Origin of the sequence: Flavobacterium hibernum (assembly GCF_000832125.1) — a bacterium.
Classification (GTDB): domain Bacteria; phylum Bacteroidota; class Bacteroidia; order Flavobacteriales; family Flavobacteriaceae; genus Flavobacterium; species Flavobacterium hibernum.
Genome location: NZ_JPRK01000013.1, coordinates 155,746 through 174,597 on the forward strand (window position 1 = coordinate 155,746; position 18,852 = coordinate 174,597).

10 protein-coding genes are annotated in these 18,852 nt (G+C 35.4%); 7 read left to right on the plus strand and 3 right to left on the minus strand.

Annotated elements, in window-relative coordinates; translation table 11 throughout:
- The first annotated feature begins 14 nt into the window (after positions 1 to 14).
- The 3 genes from IW18_RS16070 to IW18_RS16080 all read left to right on the plus strand — a co-directional run bounded on the left by IW18_RS16070 (position 15) and on the right by IW18_RS16080 (position 2,605).
- Positions 15 to 665 carry a hypothetical protein gene (locus IW18_RS16070; protein WP_041518904.1) on the plus strand — a complete coding sequence of 217 codons (651 nt, stop codon included), beginning with the start codon at positions 15 to 17 and terminating at the stop codon, positions 663 to 665.
- 148 nt (positions 666 to 813) lie between these two features.
- The gene (locus IW18_RS16075) at positions 814 to 2,037 is read left to right on the plus strand and encodes an MFS transporter (RefSeq protein WP_052480186.1); all 1,224 of its coding nucleotides are present in this window, start codon (positions 814 to 816) and stop codon (positions 2,035 to 2,037) included.
- Positions 2,030 to 2,605, plus strand: coding sequence for a Crp/Fnr family transcriptional regulator (locus tag IW18_RS16080; protein WP_041518905.1), 576 nt, complete (start codon positions 2,030 to 2,032; stop codon positions 2,603 to 2,605). The genes IW18_RS16075 and IW18_RS16080 overlap by 8 nt, the downstream gene beginning before the upstream one ends.
- 97 nt (positions 2,606 to 2,702) lie before the next feature.
- Here IW18_RS16080 and IW18_RS16085 read toward each other — a convergent pair whose 3' ends face one another.
- The 3 genes from IW18_RS16085 to IW18_RS16095 all read right to left on the minus strand — a co-directional run bounded on the left by IW18_RS16085 (position 2,703) and on the right by IW18_RS16095 (position 11,497).
- Positions 2,703 to 6,629, minus strand: a complete 3,927-nt coding sequence (locus IW18_RS16085) for a starch-binding protein (protein ID WP_041518906.1) — start codon at positions 6,627 to 6,629, stop codon at positions 2,703 to 2,705.
- A 337-nt stretch (positions 6,630 to 6,966) separates the two neighbouring features.
- Positions 6,967 to 9,597 (minus strand): DUF5916 domain-containing protein, encoded by a 2,631-nt coding sequence (locus IW18_RS16090; RefSeq protein WP_041518907.1) that lies wholly within the window; start codon positions 9,595 to 9,597, stop codon positions 6,967 to 6,969.
- Positions 9,598 to 9,643: 46 nt separating this feature from the next.
- Positions 9,644 to 11,497, minus strand: a complete 1,854-nt coding sequence (locus IW18_RS16095) for an alpha-amylase family glycosyl hydrolase (protein WP_041518908.1) — start codon at positions 11,495 to 11,497, stop codon at positions 9,644 to 9,646.
- Positions 11,498 to 11,657: 160 nt separating this feature from the next.
- Here IW18_RS16095 and IW18_RS16100 point away from each other — a divergent pair, with 160 nt between their 5' ends.
- From IW18_RS16100 to IW18_RS16115, 4 genes are all read left to right on the plus strand, one after another.
- Positions 11,658 to 12,722: a sensor histidine kinase gene (locus tag IW18_RS16100; RefSeq protein ID WP_041518909.1), complete on the plus strand. Its 1,065-nt coding sequence runs from the start codon at positions 11,658 to 11,660 to the stop codon at positions 12,720 to 12,722.
- Positions 12,709 to 13,437, plus strand: a complete 729-nt coding sequence (locus tag IW18_RS16105) for a LytR/AlgR family response regulator transcription factor (RefSeq protein ID WP_041518910.1) — start codon at positions 12,709 to 12,711, stop codon at positions 13,435 to 13,437. Before IW18_RS16100 ends, IW18_RS16105 begins: the two co-directional genes overlap by 14 nt.
- Positions 13,438 to 14,186: 749 nt before the next feature.
- Complete coding sequence (locus tag IW18_RS16110; protein WP_041518911.1) at positions 14,187 to 17,372, plus strand: SusC/RagA family TonB-linked outer membrane protein; 3,186 nt, start codon at positions 14,187 to 14,189, stop codon at positions 17,370 to 17,372.
- An 11-nt stretch (positions 17,373 to 17,383) separates the two neighbouring features.
- Positions 17,384 to 18,808, plus strand: a complete 1,425-nt coding sequence (locus tag IW18_RS16115) for a SusD/RagB family nutrient-binding outer membrane lipoprotein (RefSeq protein ID WP_041518912.1) — start codon at positions 17,384 to 17,386, stop codon at positions 18,806 to 18,808.
- Positions 18,809 to 18,852 lie beyond the last annotated feature (44 nt).

The window sequence follows — 18,852 nt, forward strand, 5'->3', positions numbered from 1 at the left end:
TTAATCATATCAATATGAATCATAGTATCAAATTATTAGTGCTGATTTTCATTGCGTTATTTTCGTCCTGTTCAAGTAACGACGACGAAAATTCGAATGAAAATGCAAATAAGGGTTTTTTAAAAATAGGCAATCAAAGCGTTGAGTTATCACAAGGATATCTTGAAAATTACGGCGTACGAGGAAATGCCTACAATATTGATTTTTCGTTAAAATCGAAATCAATTTCAGGAACAGAAAATGGAGCAGTTGTTTATTTTGAATTGTTTTCGTCACTTCAAAATAATTTATCCAAAGGAGATTATAGTTTTGGAGGTTACTCAGAAGCTACCGCTTATACTTTTACAAAATGGGGACAATCTTTACTTGGTGAAAATATCAATGCAGAAAAAGGTGGAATGTCTGTTAAAAACGGTGTTAGTATTAAACCTACAGGCGGAACTTTTAAGGTTATCGAAAATGGTCAAACCTATAAAGTTAGTTTTGTTGGAAAAGGAACTGCAAGTTCTTATAAAGATGGAGTGTTAACTTCTACTGTAAATGATGTTAGCTTTAGTGTGCAATATCAGGGAGATGTAAAGCGATCTGAAGCTAAAACTTTCACTTCTAAAAAAGCATTTTCTGGAGAGAGATTAGAAAAAGACCATTGGGTTCTTTTTAATTAATTTCAAAAAAATCATTAACATAAACAGAAGCCAACTTGAAAAACTGGCTTCTGTTTTTATTTTTAAAAAAGTCTCGATTTTGACGCCGGTCAATGTTTTTTGTTTTTAGCGATAGTAATTTTGCCCAATAAATTTATTATTACAACAAATGCATACAATAGCAGAAACAGAAACTAAAGCCATCAAAGCGACTCGCACTAAATATCTCTTAATGATCGCGGGTATTATTTTTAATATATTTCTTATAATGGGTATTTCTCTTGGAGTCTTACCTTTTTTTGTACACGACACCTTAGGTTACAGTAATATTATTGTGGGATTAGTAATTGGTATTCAATATGCCGCCACATTATTTACGCGTCAAAGTGCAGGTAAACTGGCAGATACCAAAGGAGGTAAAAAGTCGATTACATTAGGCTTAATACTCAGTACAGTTACGGGTGTTTTATGCGTAATCTCAGTATTATTAACGTCGCTGCCACTGCTAAGTTTAATCGTTCTGATAATTGCACGTATCATTTTGGGAATTGCCGAAAGCTATATTGTAATCGGAATTTTTGCGTGGGGTTTTAAAATAGTAGGTAAAAAACACATCGGAAAAGTGATCGTTTGGAATGGTATGGGCATGTACGGAGGACTTTCGATTGGTGCACCATTGAGTATTTATTTGCAAGGACATTTTTCGATTATTACACCTTTTACTCTGATTATCTTGTTCCCAATATTAGCATACTTGTCGATGCTAGCCTTACCGCAGGTAAAAATGGAACCACAGGAACATCAATTGTCATTTTTTAAAGCCATTGGTTTAGTTTGGAAATCGGGTAGTGGTTTAGCGCTTGCAAGTATTGGTTTTGGAGGTATAGCATCGTTTATTACACTTTACTTTGCACAACAATCTTGGGATGGCGCATCGTTTGCCATAAGTGCTTTTGGAATTGGATATATCGGAACCCGTATTTTCTTTTCGGGATATCCTGATAAATTTGGAGGAGCAAAAGTAGCTTTAATTTCACTTATTGTCGAAGCTATTGGGTTACTCTTAATTTGGAGCGCAACTTCGGCAGCAATGGGTATTACAGGATCTCTATTAACAGGTTTGGGGATGTCGTTAGTATTTCCTTCTTTTGGACTTATTGCGGTTAACCACGTAGATCCTTCAAACCGCGGAATGGCTATTGCAGCTTACAATGCTTTTTTTGATATTGGTGTTGGTCTAACTGCGCCTGTAGCCGGATTAGTGGCAAGAAATGGAGGCTATAATAATATTTATATAATGGGTGCTGTAGCTGCTGCTATAAGTGCTACCTTAGCATATGCTGAATTAAAAAAGCAAAAGAAACAACCCGAATTTGTTACTAAAAATGGATAAAACAACACTGGCAGAACATATAAAAAGCAGAGTACTATTGACAGATGAACAGCTTAATATGGTATTGGACTTATTTTTTTTCAAAGAATATCAAAAAAATGAGACATTATTGCATGCAGGTCAAGTAAGTCAGTACATTAATTTTGTTCTAAAAGGATGTTTAAGAATTTATTTTATTCGCGAAGACGGTCTGGAAACTACTCGCCATCTTGCTTTTGAACAGCAATATGCAACGGGACTTACGAGTTTTATAAAACAATTGCCTGCTGCCGAATTTATTCAGGCAATGGAGGATACACAGGTTTTTCATATTTCCCGAAAAGATTTTTTCTACCTCTTGGATATTATTCCTGCCTGGGAAAAATACTATCGAATTTATCTGGAAAATGCCTATATGGATAATATTATCATTTTTCAAAGAGAAGTAACCAGAGATGCCGAAATGCGTTATAAAGAACTGGTGAGCCGTAATCCTGAAATTGTAAGCAGATTATCGAATAAAATTGTGGCTTCGTATCTCAATATGTCACCGGAAACTTTAAGCCGAATAAAAGGCAGAAAACAATAGTGAGCTAATCGCAACAAGAGTGTAGAATATTCAAGAAATTAAAAACCTCCAAAGTCACACTTTGGAGGTTTTGTTATTTTTATAAAATTCGTAAAATTTACTTTTTAATAATTTTTTGCATGGTTTCTTTTCCGTTTTCCAATCGTATGGTGATGAAGTATAAACCGCTGCTTAAACGACTTATATCGATACTATTTACATTAGATTTTCCTTCCTGAACAATACTTCCTTGTGCCGAAATAATACTATAATCCGTCATAGCAATAGTCGAGTCAATGTATAAAGTTTGATCTGCCGGATTGGGATACAATCGAATTGCATACGTTTGTTCTTCGACAACTTCCGGAACAGCAAGCATTTTTGCTGTAGAAACTCCCCAAGTATAAGAGTAACCATCTGTTTTATTCAATAAATCGGCAGTTTGATTTGCAGAACCGCTAGAACCATTATTAAAGATTACATTAACAGATGTTGGACCTGTAATCGTGTATTTGTAAAAACCATTTACATCTGCTGTCATGGTAACGCCCGGCCAAGTTGTATTTGCCACGCTTCCTGCGGGAACAGCATTCCAATAATGTACTTTTGGAACAGCAGTCCAGCTTGTTGGAGGTTTAAAATATACCGTTAATGTGGTCGCAGCACTAAAATTATAAACTTCGGTTTTTACAGCCGATGAAACTCCTGCCGAATTCACCACAAATGCTTTTAAAGTCGTAGTGGCAGTAAAAGCAAACGATTTTGTACCAATTGCAGATACTGAACTTGTTGTAGGCGTAGTTCCGTCTAAAGTATAATAAAGAGTAGAACTTGCTTCGTTTGCCGTTAAAACAACATTTACAGTAGTTCCAGTTGTAAAAGTTCCGCCTGCTTTTGAGTTTGTAAAATCAGGGGCAATAACAGGACATCTATTTGCAGGTTCAGCACTTAGCCAGGCCGAGTCATAAAATTTAATTCCAGCCGTTGTGCTCAAATCAGCAGTTTTTAGATTTCCGTCATTAAACAATAAATTCGTTGCGCTTACAGTCGACGGAAATGTATAAGTATACCAGTCGCCACAATCTTTGGTCATTGCAACTCCCGGATAAGTTACCGCAGGAGCAGTTCCTGTTGGTGACCAGTAATAGACTTTTACAGCAGCATTCCAATTCGTTGGTTTTTTAAAGTAAACCGTAAATGTGCTTGGGGAATTAAACGTATAAGTTTCTGTTTTAACGGCTGAACTTAGTCCTGCTACATTTTTAGCAAAAGCTTTAAGAGTTGTTGTACTTGTTATTGCCAAAGCTTTAGTTCCTATTGAAGAAGGAGAAGCCGTTGTAGGCGTAGTTCCGTCTAAAGTGTAATAGATTGTAGCCGTAGTTTCGTTTGCAGTTAAGGTCAAGTTTACCGTTGTTCCTGTTGTAAAAGTACCGCCCGCTTGCGAAATTGTAAAATCTGGCGCTACTGTAGTAGAACATCTGTTTGCAGGTTCAGCAGCTAACCATGCGTTGTCGTAATACTTAATTCCGCCAGTAGCATTTAAATCAGCAGTTTTTAAGGTTCCATCATTAAACAATAAATTTGAAGCCGTTACAGTCGACGGAAAAGTATATTTATACCAATCGCCACAATCTTTTGTCATTGCAACTCCGGGATATGTTAAAGCAGGAGCAGTTCCTGTTGGAAGCCAATAATATACCTTGACAGCAGAATTCCAGTTGGCAGGTTTCTTAAAATAAACCGTAAATTCCGGAACCGCCCCAATAGTAATCGTTTTGGTCACAATTTCAGATTGATTTCCATCTTTATCTACCGCAAAAGCTTTAATGGTGGTAGTTTGGGCAATATTTAAAGTTTTTACAGACTCGACAAATGCAGAAGAAAGAGTAGGAGTAGAACCATCAATTGTGTAATACAATTTTGGTTTAGGATCCGTACTGTCAGTTGCCGTAATTGTAATATCTATAGCAGTTGTAGAATTGCTTGTGTCTGGCGTAAATGCAATTTTTGGCGCAACATCGAGATTTTTACCAACCCAAACATGCTGAATTTTAGACTTCGTTACATTTCCTTTCTTATCTGTTACTTCGACGTAATAATCCAGTAATTTCTCTGATATTCCTGCAATTTCGGCATAATATTGATTGGCAATAACATCCGGAAGCATATACAAATCAGCTTGAGGATTATTGGTAAAGTTTCCTTTCGGGAAAACCCTTTCGCTCATTGGCAAAGAAATCCAGCTTCCTACTTCGGCGCCACCGGCATAAATTTCATTGTCATTAGAATTAAGATTGTTTTTTCCGTCAACATCAATTCGGTATTTTAATTCTGATTTCTGAATCCCGCTTACATCATAGGCAAAAGTATATACCGTAAAATCTGCCGAGTTCAGAAAATCTTTATACGCATAAGGCGCTCCATATCCTTTTTCTCCGGGATTGTACGGCCAACGCTGCGGAATAAATACGGAAGGTTTTGTTGCATCTTCGCCCGGATGTGCATCAAGAGTTGGTTTTGCAAATTGCACACAACGATTAACAGCCAGAGTTGTTTTTATTTCTAAATCTTCGGCAAGACCATAATATGCATTTCCACTGTCGTAACCCGCCATTAAAAAATGCCAGGCTTTTTCGGCTGGACTTACTGCTGCTGTAGGATTTACAATTTCGCTCATTCTAAGATTACTTCCTTCAAGCTGTTCTGCCATGATTGCGTGGTTTTCTCCCGCAGTTGTTATGGCTTGATTCATCATATCTTCTGTCCATCCGTTTGGATTAAACTTTTTAGTAACAGGATCAAAAAACGGCCACAGCCAATTGGTAAACTGCGGATGTCCAAAATCGCCATCGGCATTTACCCAAGCTCCGTCTTCAACGTGTACTACTGCCGATTCCGGAACGGGATTGTCGTGTAAATACTGCGGAATTGTAGTTGGAATATTTCCGTTGGCCGCAGAGGCATGAGAAAATCCCGTAACCGATTCGTTGTAATACGACGAACCACCGCCCCAAGCATTATCGCCATCGTGAGCAAATAAAACCAAAGGAGGTCTTGGCGAAGTCGATGCTTTTGCAACAATTGGAGCAATCAACGAAGTACCAATTGCAGCATATCCATCTTCATAACTTTCATAATCTGCCATTGGTACAACCGTAATTTTGTATTCCTGAGCTGTTTCCGGATCGACATATTTGGCTTTGTAAGGAAGGTAAGAATAGGGTACGGCAAATTGACCGCCACGCGCATCTTTTTGAGCAGAGAACCACGTGTTTCCTGTAGTTTCAACCTGATCTGCTTTGTTGGGAACATCGCACATTGTACCGCCAGAACCGTATTTTAAAGGATAATCGGCCAGAGTTCTGGACAAATGACTGTTGGCAATTACAGACCATTCAATGCCACATTCGGTTAAGGTTTTTATTATCCTTTCAGAAAAAGCACATTCTGCTGGCCAATATCCTTTAGAATCATGTGAACCAAATAGTTGTGCGCTGTAATATTGATGCGCTTTAATTTCTTTTTTTAAAGCTTCGTCACTCAATAATGGCGAAAGCGCGTGATGCATCGTAAATGAAACGACTTCCATACGAGAATATCCTCCAGAAGTTTTCCATGCTTTTGCATCTTTAATATTCTGCGTCCACGAATTAGAATATCCCCATTGATTGGCTTGTGCAAGTTCGTTAACGTTTTCCATCAAAGAACCTCCGTAAGTTATTTGTGCTCCGGCTTTGGCTAAATCACGAATAGAGTTTATAGCATTTTTTGGAGCAAATTGATACGCAGCAACACGATCGCCTGTACCAAAAATTTCTTCAAGATTGTTTGTAGGATGTGCCAGCCCGTTTTTATCATTATTTGCACCCGAAATCTTTAAGTCTTGCGACTCTTTTACGATTTGGTATCGGTTCACATTTTTTTTACTTACATCGCCCCAATATGTGGGTTGATGAAGATGCCATAAGTACGAAGTATTCACTTGTGCCTGCAAAAAAGCAAAGGGAATTAGTAAGGCATAATACAAAAGTAGGTTTTTCTTCATAATTTAATTTTAGTTAGTAAAGTGGTTATTTTTATGTTAAAAGTATATTTTATTAACATTAAAATTATTTAATTAATTAAAATAGAAGAACTACAACGTTTTAGTGTTTACAAGTTTTTTAAAAAGCAGAATAATAAAACTTTATTTACAAAAAATGTTGTTTTTTTATGGAAGAATATTTTTTAAACTTTTTAACGTATTGAAAATGAGTGTTTAGTATTTTTATTCTCTTGTTAATGCCAATAAAAACAGCCTTTAAGTTTTCTGAAAAAAATTAAATCTAATCCATACTAAAAGGCTGTTCCGGTTATAGAGTGTTGTTAGACTATTAAGATTCCTAAAACATAAATCGATAGGTCATTTTGATCAAAAAAGTATTGGTAGGTTTTCGTCCTAAAATCTGAGCATTAAGTTCCGTAAATAAATTTTCGCTAGCATCTCCGTTTGAGGTTATTCCTTGCGACCAAACCAGAAAAATTTCTGAACCCGGAATATATTCCCAACGTGCCACGAGATTAGATCGAAATTGTACAAAAGCAAAATCTGGATTGTGAATGCTGTAATCTGTAATTCCATTTGCATCTTCGTCAATTTGATAGCTGTTTTTTACTTCATTAAAATGAATTTGATTCGAATCAAATAAACTTACGCGATCTCCATAAAAAAATGCAGTTGGATTGATAACTCGGTTAAAATCATTATATCGTCCTCTGGAAATAAACGGCTGACCATAATATTGAATGGTTAAATTGGGATTAATATTATAATCTAAACGTATAGAAGCACTTAAGGTATTCTGGTCGAGATTTGCCGTAATATAACGAGCGTCTGTATTAAAACTGGTTTGAGTGATGTATTGCAATTTGTTTTTGTTTGAAGATAAACTAGGTGTAAAAGCAAGTGTAAAAGCATTCACGGGCTGATAGGTAATTCCAGTTGCAAATTCAGTATACGAAAAGGAATTGTTCTTGCCTTTCGTATCATAAATCGCAAAGTTATATTTGAGTTTTTTTCGAGTATCTGAAGTAATATTTATCGATTTAAAAAACTCTTCTGAATACCGAAATCTTGGGCCTCCTTGCAAAATAGAGTTCGAATAATTTACGGGTTTATAAATGGCCGAAACGACAACGCTCCAATTGTTTTTTAAAACAAGATCTGCACCAATGGTGTATTGCATTTTATTATAATTTCCTTCAAAATCAAAATACGAAAGCTGTTCGAAGTTTGTGGTTATTTTTCTAAAATGACCAAAAGGTTTTAGGGTTTCGTAGGATAAAAAAGCAGATTGTTTAATTTCGTCGGCCTGTCTTAAAAAACCAATATCATTAAGTTCTAATTCCGGCGATCTCCAAATAATAATTCCTTTATAACGCCAGTTTCCAACACTTGCCTTTCCTAATTCAAACTTTCCGCCAGTTCCTGTAAGAGAGGTTCTGGTAGGATCTACAAAAAGATGTCCGGCATCTGTTCTTTGAAACAAATGTGTCATGTTTCTTTGTGTTGCTGTGATGGCTTCTTCACTACCCAAAACTTTACTGGCGACCATATTACTTTTAAAATAATACTTTCGGTTTTTCCAGTTGTGCATAAAATCAATTCCGGCAGTATAGGCCGATGTATGCATAAAATTTAGAAAATCAGTTTCTAAATTTCTGTTTGTAGCCGTAAAGGCAGTTCCAAAATAACTATTACGGTTATTAAAATCTTTTTGAACGCGTGCCACCAGATAATTAGTCAAAGGTTCTACCAATACTTTATTGGTTTGATCGTTTTGTTGAATTTTTGCATATTCCTTATTGGTAACACTTTCAAGGATTCCAATTGACCAGCCATTTTTAGTTTTTCCACTAAACTTCGCTGCGCCCAAAATGGTTGTATTGTTGGGGATTGACATAAAAGCACCGTTTGGAATATTAGGCTGTCCGTTAGGATTTCGACCAATTCTGCGCGAATAAAATAAATTGTCCTGATCATCGGCAAAAGAATAATTAAAGATGTTTTTATTTTCGACAAAAAAGGGGCGACGTTCATCAAAAAATACCTGAAAACCATCTAAGACAATTGTAGACGGATCGGCTTCGACTTGCCCAAAATCGGGATTAATCGTTAAATTTAAAGTCAAATCATTGGTAACACCAATCTTGGCATCTAAACCACCGTTTAGTTTAAAATCATTACCCGTTTTAAACGGATTTCCTAATTCTTGTGGATAAGTTTCTAATTTTGAAAGCACAAACGGCTGAACTTCTATTTGTCTTTGAGGAGATAAACCAACCAAACCCCGTAATTCTCCAAATTCGCTAACCCAACCTGGAGCATCGAGCGGAATTCGCTGCCAGACAGATCGTTCTTCGGTTCTAAAATACCTTCTGGTCGATTGCAATCCCCAAACCTGATCTGGAGCATCACTAAATTTTAATTGACTTAGAGGAATTTTGATTTCGGCTGTCCAGCCTTCGTCATCGATATTCGTTTTTAAATACCAAATTGGATTCCAGTTTCCGTCCCATGTTTTACCATTGTCAGAAATAAAACCATCACTTTTTACTCCTGCGGCTGATCCTGCAAATGAAAAACTCGTTAGCTGATCATTATGACTGCTAATATTAATTTCGATCCAATCGCCTTCAAAACCGTCGCGTCTGGACAATCGTTTTACAATTCCTTTTGGGTCTTTGTCATAACATTTAAAAGCAAAATAAATGAATTCGTTATCGTACACGATCTTAAATTTAGTTTGCTCAATTGGGGCTGTATTTTCGTCAGGAAGATTTTCGATATAATCTCCCGTCCAATCTACAATGTTCCAGCTTTCATCGGTTAAAAGTCCATCTATTATTGGCGGAGCTAATGCACCCAAAGGCTTTGTGGTATAAACCTTTTTAGCGACTTTAGGTGCAAGCTGTCCAAAACTCAGTTGAAAAAAGAACAATAATAAAATCAATGTATTTTTATAATAAATCATAATTCCTGATCTTCATTAAAACGAATTTTATCACTGCTAATCCTGATTATTTATTTAATTCCAGAATCCACATTTTCATAGCTGGAATGGTAGTTTTTTTGAGCGATGCAAATTTTTCATTTGTAACAACATTTTCGGCTGAATTAAAACCGTCTGTTCTTTCGTTATATTTTTGAAAGTCGATTTCCTTTTCGTTATCGCTGGTATTCATAACACACATAATGGTGTGTTTATCATCATATCTAAAATAGACGTACAAGCCATCGACCGGAATATAATGCATCAATTTTCCGGTGGTTAAGGCCGAAGATTTTTTTCTGAAATTGGCCAGTTTTCGAACTAAATCCTGAGTCGATTTTTCGTCTTCGGTTAAACCTTTTCCAGTAAAAGCATTTTTAGTATCAGTTGTCCATCCACCCGGAAAATCACTACGTACCAAACCATCAGGCGCTTTAAAACCTTTCACCAATACTTCGGAACCATAGTAAAGCTGTGGGATTCCACGACAAGTAAGCAACCATTGGAAACCTATTTTTTGTTTCTCTACATTTTCTCCCACAACCGAGAAAAAACGAGGTTCATCATGATTGTCTAAAAGCAATACTTTTTGCATTGCATTTTTACTTAAAAAATCGCTACTTAACGTATAATATAACTTGTTTACGCCATCTGTCCAGCCAAATGGCTGAGTAAGAGCGGGGATGATTCCGTAGTATAAACTCTGAAAATCTACAACCGAAGGTAAATTGCTTTTAAAAGGCGTATCAATATTATTTTGTTCAAAATATGCTTGATTGGCTACACCGTGAACCATAATTTCGCCAAAAATGGTCATTTTAGGATATTCGTTTAAAATCGCGGCATTGCAACGATTGGCAAAATTTAAATCATTGTAAGTATAAGTATCTAAGCGAACGCCATCTATACCAAAAGTTTCGATATGCCAAATACAATTTTGAATTAAAAAGTTGGCCATATACGGATTATCCTGATTAATGTCGGGCATAATTTTGTCAAACCAGCCATTGCTCATTTTTTTCTGATCAGATTTTGCACCATAAGGATCAAACAAAGGTTGTTCTCTATAATTGGTTTGCGTGTATTCTGGCCAACGGTGTACCCAATCATTTTCGGGCTGATCTTGTTCTAAAAAATGATAGAGTCCAAAATGATTGTAAACTGCATCAAAAATAAGTTTCATTCCGCGTTTATGCAGTTGCTCGCTTAGCTCTTTATATTTTGCATCTCCGCCATATCTGGCATCAATTTTATAATGATCTGTAATAGCATAACCATGTTCGGTACGATTCATCATATCGTTTTCCATTACAGGCGTAAACCACAAAGCCGTAATTCCTAAACCTTGCAAATAGTCCAGATTATTAATAACGCCTTGTAAATCGCCACCGTGACGATCATACATTTGATTTCTGTCTAAAGATTGATCTCGCATTCCTTTTACGCGATCATTTGTTGGGTCGCCGTTACTAAAGCGATCAACCATTATTAAATCGATAAAGTCTGCAGAAGTTACGCCCTTTGCATATTCGGTACCATTGCCAGTACGGCGTGCGTTTAGAGGCCAGCTAATTTTTTGCTTTTTTCCGTTTTGAGTCGTTTCGATTAAAACAGTTCCCGCAAGAGCTTCGGGTGAAATTAAAATATCTAGGGCAAGATATCTTTTGTTCGAGAATTGATGTGTTTTTAAAACTTTAATTCCTGAATAATTAATAGTAACAGCATCTGATGAAAAAGCTTCGCCGGTACTTCTAATAAGCAATTGTATCGAATTTGTTTTCATTCCAACCCACCAATTAGTAGGGTATACGTCAATATTTTTGGCGTTAACCATGTAGGTGCAACACATTAAAACCAAGTAAAAAAAGAGTGTTTTTTTCATCTCCAGCTATTTTTAGATTAATATTACCAGCGAAAGATATTTTGCTTCACGGTGCTAAAAAAGCCACTTATTTAAACAACATGATTTGCATTGTAAACGACAATTTTGATTTGAAACAAATGCACTATTTTTACATTTATAAGTAAAGCAACAACGCCAAATGAAGATATTGACTTACGATCCGGAAAATAGATCCTTGATTATTAGATTGTATGCCGTTTATTGGCTGGGATATATTTTATTGTTTAGTTTGATTCAGGGTTTGCCTGGAGGAGATTTTTTTATGGCATTGCGCAATGAGTGGTACAGCGTTTTGCCCAAAATACTTTTTGTAACTATTGTGGTGGAGTTGCTCATGCCTCGTTTGTTATTCAGAAAAAAAATAATGGCTTTTTTTGGTGTTTACGTCGTTCTTATTTTGGTTTTTGCTTTCCTGCAACGACTGATAGATAATTATATCATATTACGCTATTATTTGACTTTCTGGAAAATCGAACCACTATTATCGGCACCCGTTTTTTTGTATAATGTGAGCAAACTTCAATTTGTTGTTACGATGCCAATAGCGTTTAAGCTTTTTTATTATTTGGCCGAGGAAAGAAATAAAGTTCAGACGATTTTATCAGAAAAATTACAAGCCGAATTATCGTCGCTCCGAAATCAGTTTCATCCACATTTTTTATTCAATGTTTTAAATAGTTTATACTCTAAAATTTTGAGTAAATCGGATGATTCTGCCGATATTGTACTTAAAATATCTGATTTGCTTCGATTTTCAATTTATGATGTAAACAATAAAAATATCTCTTTGGAAAATGAAATCGATTATCTCAAAAATTATATCGCCTTGCAACAATTGCGTTTTGAGAATCAGCTTCAATTAAGTTTTAGCGTTTACGGAAATGTCGAAAATCATTCGATTGAACCATTTTTAATACTTCCGTTTATCGAAAACAGTTATAAATATTGTTTAGACGAAAACAATCAGGGGTGGATAACGATTGCAATTTCGGTTACTGAGGAATGGCTGGTTGTTAAAATCGAAAATAGTTTGCCGGAGCATTTTAATACTGCAACAGATAATGTGAGTAGCGGAATTGGAATTGCTAATGTAAAAAGACGATTAGAATTACTGTATCCTGACAAACATGTTTTAACGATTAAAAATGAGGCTCTAAGCTTTTTTGTTTCCTTAAAAATAAAGATAAAAGATGGCAGCAATTAATTGTATTATTATTGAAGATGAATTACCAGCGTCCATTTTACTGGAACTTCATATTGCGAAGTTTGATTTTCTGGATTTGAAAGGCAAATTTACGAGTGTTTCAAACGCGCAAAACATTTTAAAATCGCATAAAATTGATCTTATTTTTCTAGACATCAATTTGCCCGGAAAATCGGGAATTGAATTTGCCAAAAGTTTATTTTCTGAAACTGCTATTATTTTTACAACGGCTTATACAGAATATGCTGTTGAAGGCTTTGAATTGGATGCTATTGATTATATTTTAAAACCAATTTCGTTAGAACGTTTTACAAAAGCAATTAGCAAATACACTAAAATCAGGGAATTGAATGAAGTTGTTTTACACGCCAAAAATCTGGAAATTGAGCGCGCTTTTATTTTTGTAAAATGTGAAAGAAAGATGCTAAAGCTTTTTTTAGACGAAATTCATTACTTTGAATCTCAGGGAAATTATTTACTTATTTATACCGCTACAGATTGTTATAAAACGTATCAATCTATTACTGAGATGGAAGACAAATTACCTGAGGGTTTATTTGTTAGAATTCATCGTTCTTTTGTGGTAGCTTTAAATAAAGTGACAAGTTACAATGCTAACCATATTAGTATTCAAAACAAACAATTGCCTATTGGCAGATTTTACAATTCGACAGTATCTCATTTGTTGAATTCTTTGCCGGGTTTTGATAACTAGACTCAGTTATTAAATAAAAACGGAACTTTTTTAGCTTTTTTTATTGTTCCAAAAACAACTTCTATTGCAAAAAAAATATACTGCTTTATTTCAGAATTTGCGGCGGAAAAGGGGCTTTTAATCGTGTTTTAGAAGGTTAATTTCCAAGATATTTTTAAAAGTGATTTAATGTTTCGTCATTAAAATTCTCGATTTTACACTTTTGGTTTAGAAAAATTCCTACACAAGCCAAAAAATTGGATAATTACTAAGTGTCTTGTTTTTAGTAAACTAAAGTTTTAGAAAAAGTTTAGTTAACATTTTTTTTAGAAAAAAGTTGTGTAAAATTTTGGGATTAAAATTTTTAATATATTTTTGTTCTATCAAATTAGTAGAGTTTAAAAGTAAAGCAATAAAATCAAGGTTAAAGACTATCAAATACATTTCGTTTTCGAATCAAGCATGAACCATTTGTCTATTTAAACATTTGCGTTGCAGCTTTCAAAAAATCTTCAATCTCAAATTTATATCAATTTTTAACAAGATGCATTCTCAGTTTTTGAGGGTCGAATTCTTGTATCAAACCATTAAAAAAAATAATAATCCAAAATAAAAAAAATGAAAAAACGAATGCAATGCAGGTAAAAAAAAACCATTTCTGTTGCAGCAGAAATGGTGGAGCTTAAAGAAATTGTACATCTCAGTAAGGAAAGCAAGATTGGAGTAAATCCGTTCTTGAATTGCCTTATTATTTAAACTAAAACAAAGTAATGAAAAAAAAATTAAATAGATATATATCGATATGTATTTTGTTGATTTCCATAGGAGTTAACGCTCAGGAGACTAAACCTTTAATACAGTCTAAACTTGAAGGAACGGTTATCGACGCTGTTACAAAAGAGCCGGTTATTGGAGCTTCAATAAACATAAAAGGAACTACGCATGGTGTTCAGACAGATTTTGATGGTAAATTTTATTTTCAAACAGGTCAAAAATTTCCTTATACCTTAGTAGTGAGTTATTTGGGTTATAAAAAAACAGAAGTTGTAGTAAATAGAAATTCAGTAGTAATTGATCTTACTCAAGAACAAAATGCATTATCTGAAGTTGTAGTTACAGCACTTGGTATTACTAAAGAAAAGAAATCTTTAGGTTATACTACACAGGCACTTAAAGGCAAAGAATTATCAGACACTAAAGAAACCAACTTCTTGAATAGTCTTACTGGTAAATTAGCCGGTGTACGTATCACCAATTCGCAAGGAGATATGGGATCTTCACGTATTATTATTCGTGGAGAAACTTCTATATCTGGAAATAACCAACCCTTATTTGTGGTCGATGGAGTTCCGGTTGATAACTCGCAACTGAATTCTGTGGCAGGAGTGGCTGCTTCCCGCGATTTTAAAAATGCGATTGCTGATTTAAATCCAAATGATATCGAAACATTAACAGTTTTAAAAGGCCCAAATGCTGCTGCTCTTTATGGATCACGTGCTGCACACGGTGTTGTTTTGATTACTACGAAATCTGGAAAAAATCAAAAAGGACTTGGAATTAGTTTTAGTTCTGGTATTACAATTTCTCAGGTTGCTACTTTACCAAGTTTTCAAAACTCTTTCGGACAAGGTTCTAACGGAAAATTTAGCTACGTAGATGGTAAAGGTGGCGGAGTTAACGATGGAGTTGATGAAAGCTGGGGACCTAAATTAGACGGACGTCTTATTCCTCAATTTTATTCGAATGGTGTAGCAGTACCTTTTGTTGCTAACCCAAACAATGTAAAAGACTTTTTTAATACAGGTCTTACTTTTGATAATAGTGTTTCTGTGGCGAAATCAGATGATAAATCAGATTTTCGTTTAGGAATTAACAATCAAAAACAAACAGGTACAGTACCAAACAGCGAAGTAAATAAAACAAACTTTACTGTAAATACTAATTATCAAATAACTAAAGGAATTAAAGTTGGTGTAAATGCTAACTATATTGTTACTGATGCTCCGGCTTTGCCAGGAGGTCCATCTGGAAACCGTGCTGCTGGTGTAATGTTACAGTTTCTTTGGTTTGGTCGTCAGGTCGATATCAATCAGCTTAGAAATAATAGAGATGTTAACTGGAACAACAGTTATTATAGCAATCCTTATTGGAATGCTTATTACAATACGACAAGCCAACAACGTAATCGTTTAATTGGAGATATCCATTTGGACGCAAAACTTGCCGAAGGACTTGATTTTAAATTCCGTACAGGAGTTGATTATTATAATGATCGCAGAAAGTATGAGATTAAATATGGTACAAACGGAACTCCTTTTGGATCATATGCTGAAGATGCTTATACGGTAAACGAACAAAATACGGAGGGTATTTTTACATACACTAAAAAAATAAACGACGATTTTACGGTAGATGCTCTTGCCGGATTTAATATCCGTAACCATAGCGATGCAAACAATTACCAAAAAGCGCCACGTTTGGCTGTACCGGATTTATATACGCTGACGAATTCGAGAGATCCGTTAACATCATCGAACTCATTGTCAAGATTGAGAGTGTATAGTGCATATGCTTCGGCACAATTTGGATATAAAAACTATGCATTTTTAAATGTAACGGCACGTAACGACTGGTCGTCTACATTGCCAAGCAGTAACCGTTCTTATTTTTATCCATCAGTTAGTGGAAGTTTAGTAGTTTCTGATGCCTTAAATTTAAAAAGTAACACTCTTGACTTCTTAAAAATACGTGGTGGTTGGTCTGAAGTAGGTAACGATGCAGATCCGTATCAATTGGCTACAGTTTACAACTTTCAAACTGCATTTGACGGAAATCCAATTCAGACTTCTTCTCAAAAGAAACTTAATGAGAACCTGAAACCGGAAACAACTCGTTCTACTGAACTTGGTTTAGAGGCTTCTTTCTGGAAAAACAGATTGCATTTTGATTTTGCTTACTATAACACAAACAGTTTTGATCAGATTTTAGAAATAAAAACAACAACTGCAAGTGGTTATAACTCGCAATTAATCAACGCAGGTAAAATTAACAACCACGGTATCGAAATTCAATTGGATGGAAACCCTATTCAAACGGAAGATTTCAGATGGAATGTAGCGGTTAATTATTCGAAGAATATTAGTAAAGTAGATGTTCTGGATTATGACAAACAAATTCAAAACTATACAATTGGTTCTTCTGGAGGTGTAGATGTATTGGCATCTGTAGGACAAGCTTACGGAGCACTTTACGGAACTGCTTACCAACGTGATGCAAACGGAAACATTGTAGTAGGTGCAAATGGATTGCCAAAAGCTGATCCAACAAAGAGAGTTTTAGGACATTATACTCCAGATTATTTAGCGGGTGTTACAAACACTTTGACGTATAAAAATCTTCAATTATCATTCCTTATTGATGCTAGTGTAGGTGGAGAGATTTTTTCTGGAACAAACAGAACGGGTACTTATACAGGTGTACTTGCTCAAACGCTTCCGGGACGTGATGCTGCAAACGGTGGATTAAGTTATTATACTTCTGGTACGACAAAAGTTTTGGTACCTGCGGGAGGTGCGCCAGCGGGATCGACAGTTTATGATGATGGTATGATCTTTAAAGGTGTTTATGCAGATGGAACTCCTAATACTTCGGTTCTTAGCGCGCAGGAATATTACAAAGCGTCGTACAACATTAGCGAAGCTTATATTTATAGCTCAACATTTGTAAAACTAAGAGAGATAAAACTGGCTTACAATTTTAATAAATCATTTGCCAGAAGACTTGGATTAGATGGTGCTAGCCTTACTGCTGTAGGTCGTAACCTTTTATTTATCTACAAAGACGCCCCAAATATTGATCCTGAAACAGCTTTTAATACAGGAAATGCACAGGGATTGGAGAGTTTGGCATTGCCAACTACCAGAAATTTCAGTCTTAGTTTAAATGTTAAATTTTAAAACACAAAATCATGCTTAAAAAAATAGCCTATATAACTCTATTTGCATTATCGCTGACTTCTTGTAATGATGCGTTGGATGATATTAATAAAAATCCGAATGCAACAGAAACTCCATTGGCACCTTACCTGTTAACAGGATCATTAAAACAAGGTGCTGATTTATACTGGGGTTCAGATAATAACTTTAATTCGTCTTTATTATTTGTTCAGCATTGGGCTAAAATCCAATATACAGAACCTGATAGATACGATGTTTCGAATACTTCTTTCACTTCATTGTGGAATACTGGTTATGCAACATTAATCACAGATTTAAATACAATTTTGAAATTTCCTGAAGCGCAGGCAAATTCAAATTATAAAGGAATTGCGTTAACATTGCGTTCATGGACATTTTTATTATTGACAGATGCTTATGGAAGTATTCCTTACAAAGAAGCAGGTCAAAAAGTAAACCCTGCCTATAGTACTCAAAAAGAAGTGTATACAGGTTTACTTGAAGATTTAAAACAAGCGCAATCTTTATTAGGTACAGCAAATGGCGCTGTAACGGGCGATTTGGCTTATAAAGGTGATATTGGAAGATGGAAAAAACTGGTAAACTCACTTCGTTTGCGTATTGCTTTGAGAATATCAGACAAAGAACCTGCCTTAGCAAAGCAAACTGCAATCGACGCAACATCAGATGCTGCGGGTTTAATTAGCAATAACAGTGATACTTTTAAATTTACATACATTAGCTCGCCGCAACAAAATCCAGCTTCGGCTTGGTTTGAAACTCGTGATGATTTTCGTATTTCGAAAACATTGGTGGATAAGTTAAATGAATTATCAGATCCGCGTTTACCAGTTTATGCGCAGTTGCCATCAGATGCAACTGTGGGTAAATATGTTGGAGGTGCCAATGGATTGTCTAACAGTGATGCAAATAGCCAAGGTTTTGCCAAAACATCAAAACCGGGAACTTATTTCCTAACATCGACATCGCCTGCTGTAATTGCTTCTTATTCAGAAACGTTATTTAATGTTGCCGAAGCGGTGGCTCGTGGTTATATTGCAGGAAATGCGGAGCAACTTTACAAAGATGCTATTACAGCTTCTTTCAATCAATTTGGAATTACAGATGCAACTGCAATTTCTAACTATCTTAATCAGGCAACTGTAAAGTATGATGCAACAAATTATGCCAAATCTATAGGTACTCAAAAATGGATTGCATTTTACGGACAAGGTCTTGATGCTTTTGTAGAGTGGAGAAGACTTGATTATCCGGTATTAAAAGCGGGGCCTGCAACAGTTTTAGACGGACAAATTCCTTCGCGTTTTTTCTATCCTGGAACAGAGCAATCGTTAAACGGAAATAGTTACCAAGCAGCAGTATCTGCGCAAGGAAAAGATTTATTGACAACAAAATTATGGTTTGATGCCAAATAAATAAAATTCTGAAAAGAGTTGAAGTTTATTCAATAAAAATATAA

What these genes read in the sequence shown, in the direction of transcription:
- IW18_RS16070 (WP_041518904.1), top strand. Translation starts at nt 15, where the DNA reads ATGAATCATAGTATCAAATTATTAGTGCTGATTTTCATTGCGTTATTT.
- IW18_RS16075 (WP_052480186.1), top strand. Translation starts at nt 814, where the DNA reads ATGCATACAATAGCAGAAACAGAAACTAAAGCCATCAAAGCGACTCGC.
- IW18_RS16080 (WP_041518905.1), top strand. Translation starts at nt 2,030, where the DNA reads ATGGATAAAACAACACTGGCAGAACATATAAAAAGCAGAGTACTATTG.
- IW18_RS16085 (WP_041518906.1), bottom strand. Translation starts at nt 6,629, where the DNA reads ATGAAGAAAAACCTACTTTTGTATTATGCCTTACTAATTCCCTTTGCT.
- IW18_RS16090 (WP_041518907.1), bottom strand. Translation starts at nt 9,597, where the DNA reads ATGATTTATTATAAAAATACATTGATTTTATTATTGTTCTTTTTTCAA.
- IW18_RS16095 (WP_041518908.1), bottom strand. Translation starts at nt 11,497, where the DNA reads ATGAAAAAAACACTCTTTTTTTACTTGGTTTTAATGTGTTGCACCTAC.
- IW18_RS16100 (WP_041518909.1), top strand. Translation starts at nt 11,658, where the DNA reads ATGAAGATATTGACTTACGATCCGGAAAATAGATCCTTGATTATTAGA.
- IW18_RS16105 (WP_041518910.1), top strand. Translation starts at nt 12,709, where the DNA reads ATGGCAGCAATTAATTGTATTATTATTGAAGATGAATTACCAGCGTCC.
- IW18_RS16110 (WP_041518911.1), top strand. Translation starts at nt 14,187, where the DNA reads ATGAAAAAAAAATTAAATAGATATATATCGATATGTATTTTGTTGATT.
- IW18_RS16115 (WP_041518912.1), top strand. Translation starts at nt 17,384, where the DNA reads ATGCTTAAAAAAATAGCCTATATAACTCTATTTGCATTATCGCTGACT.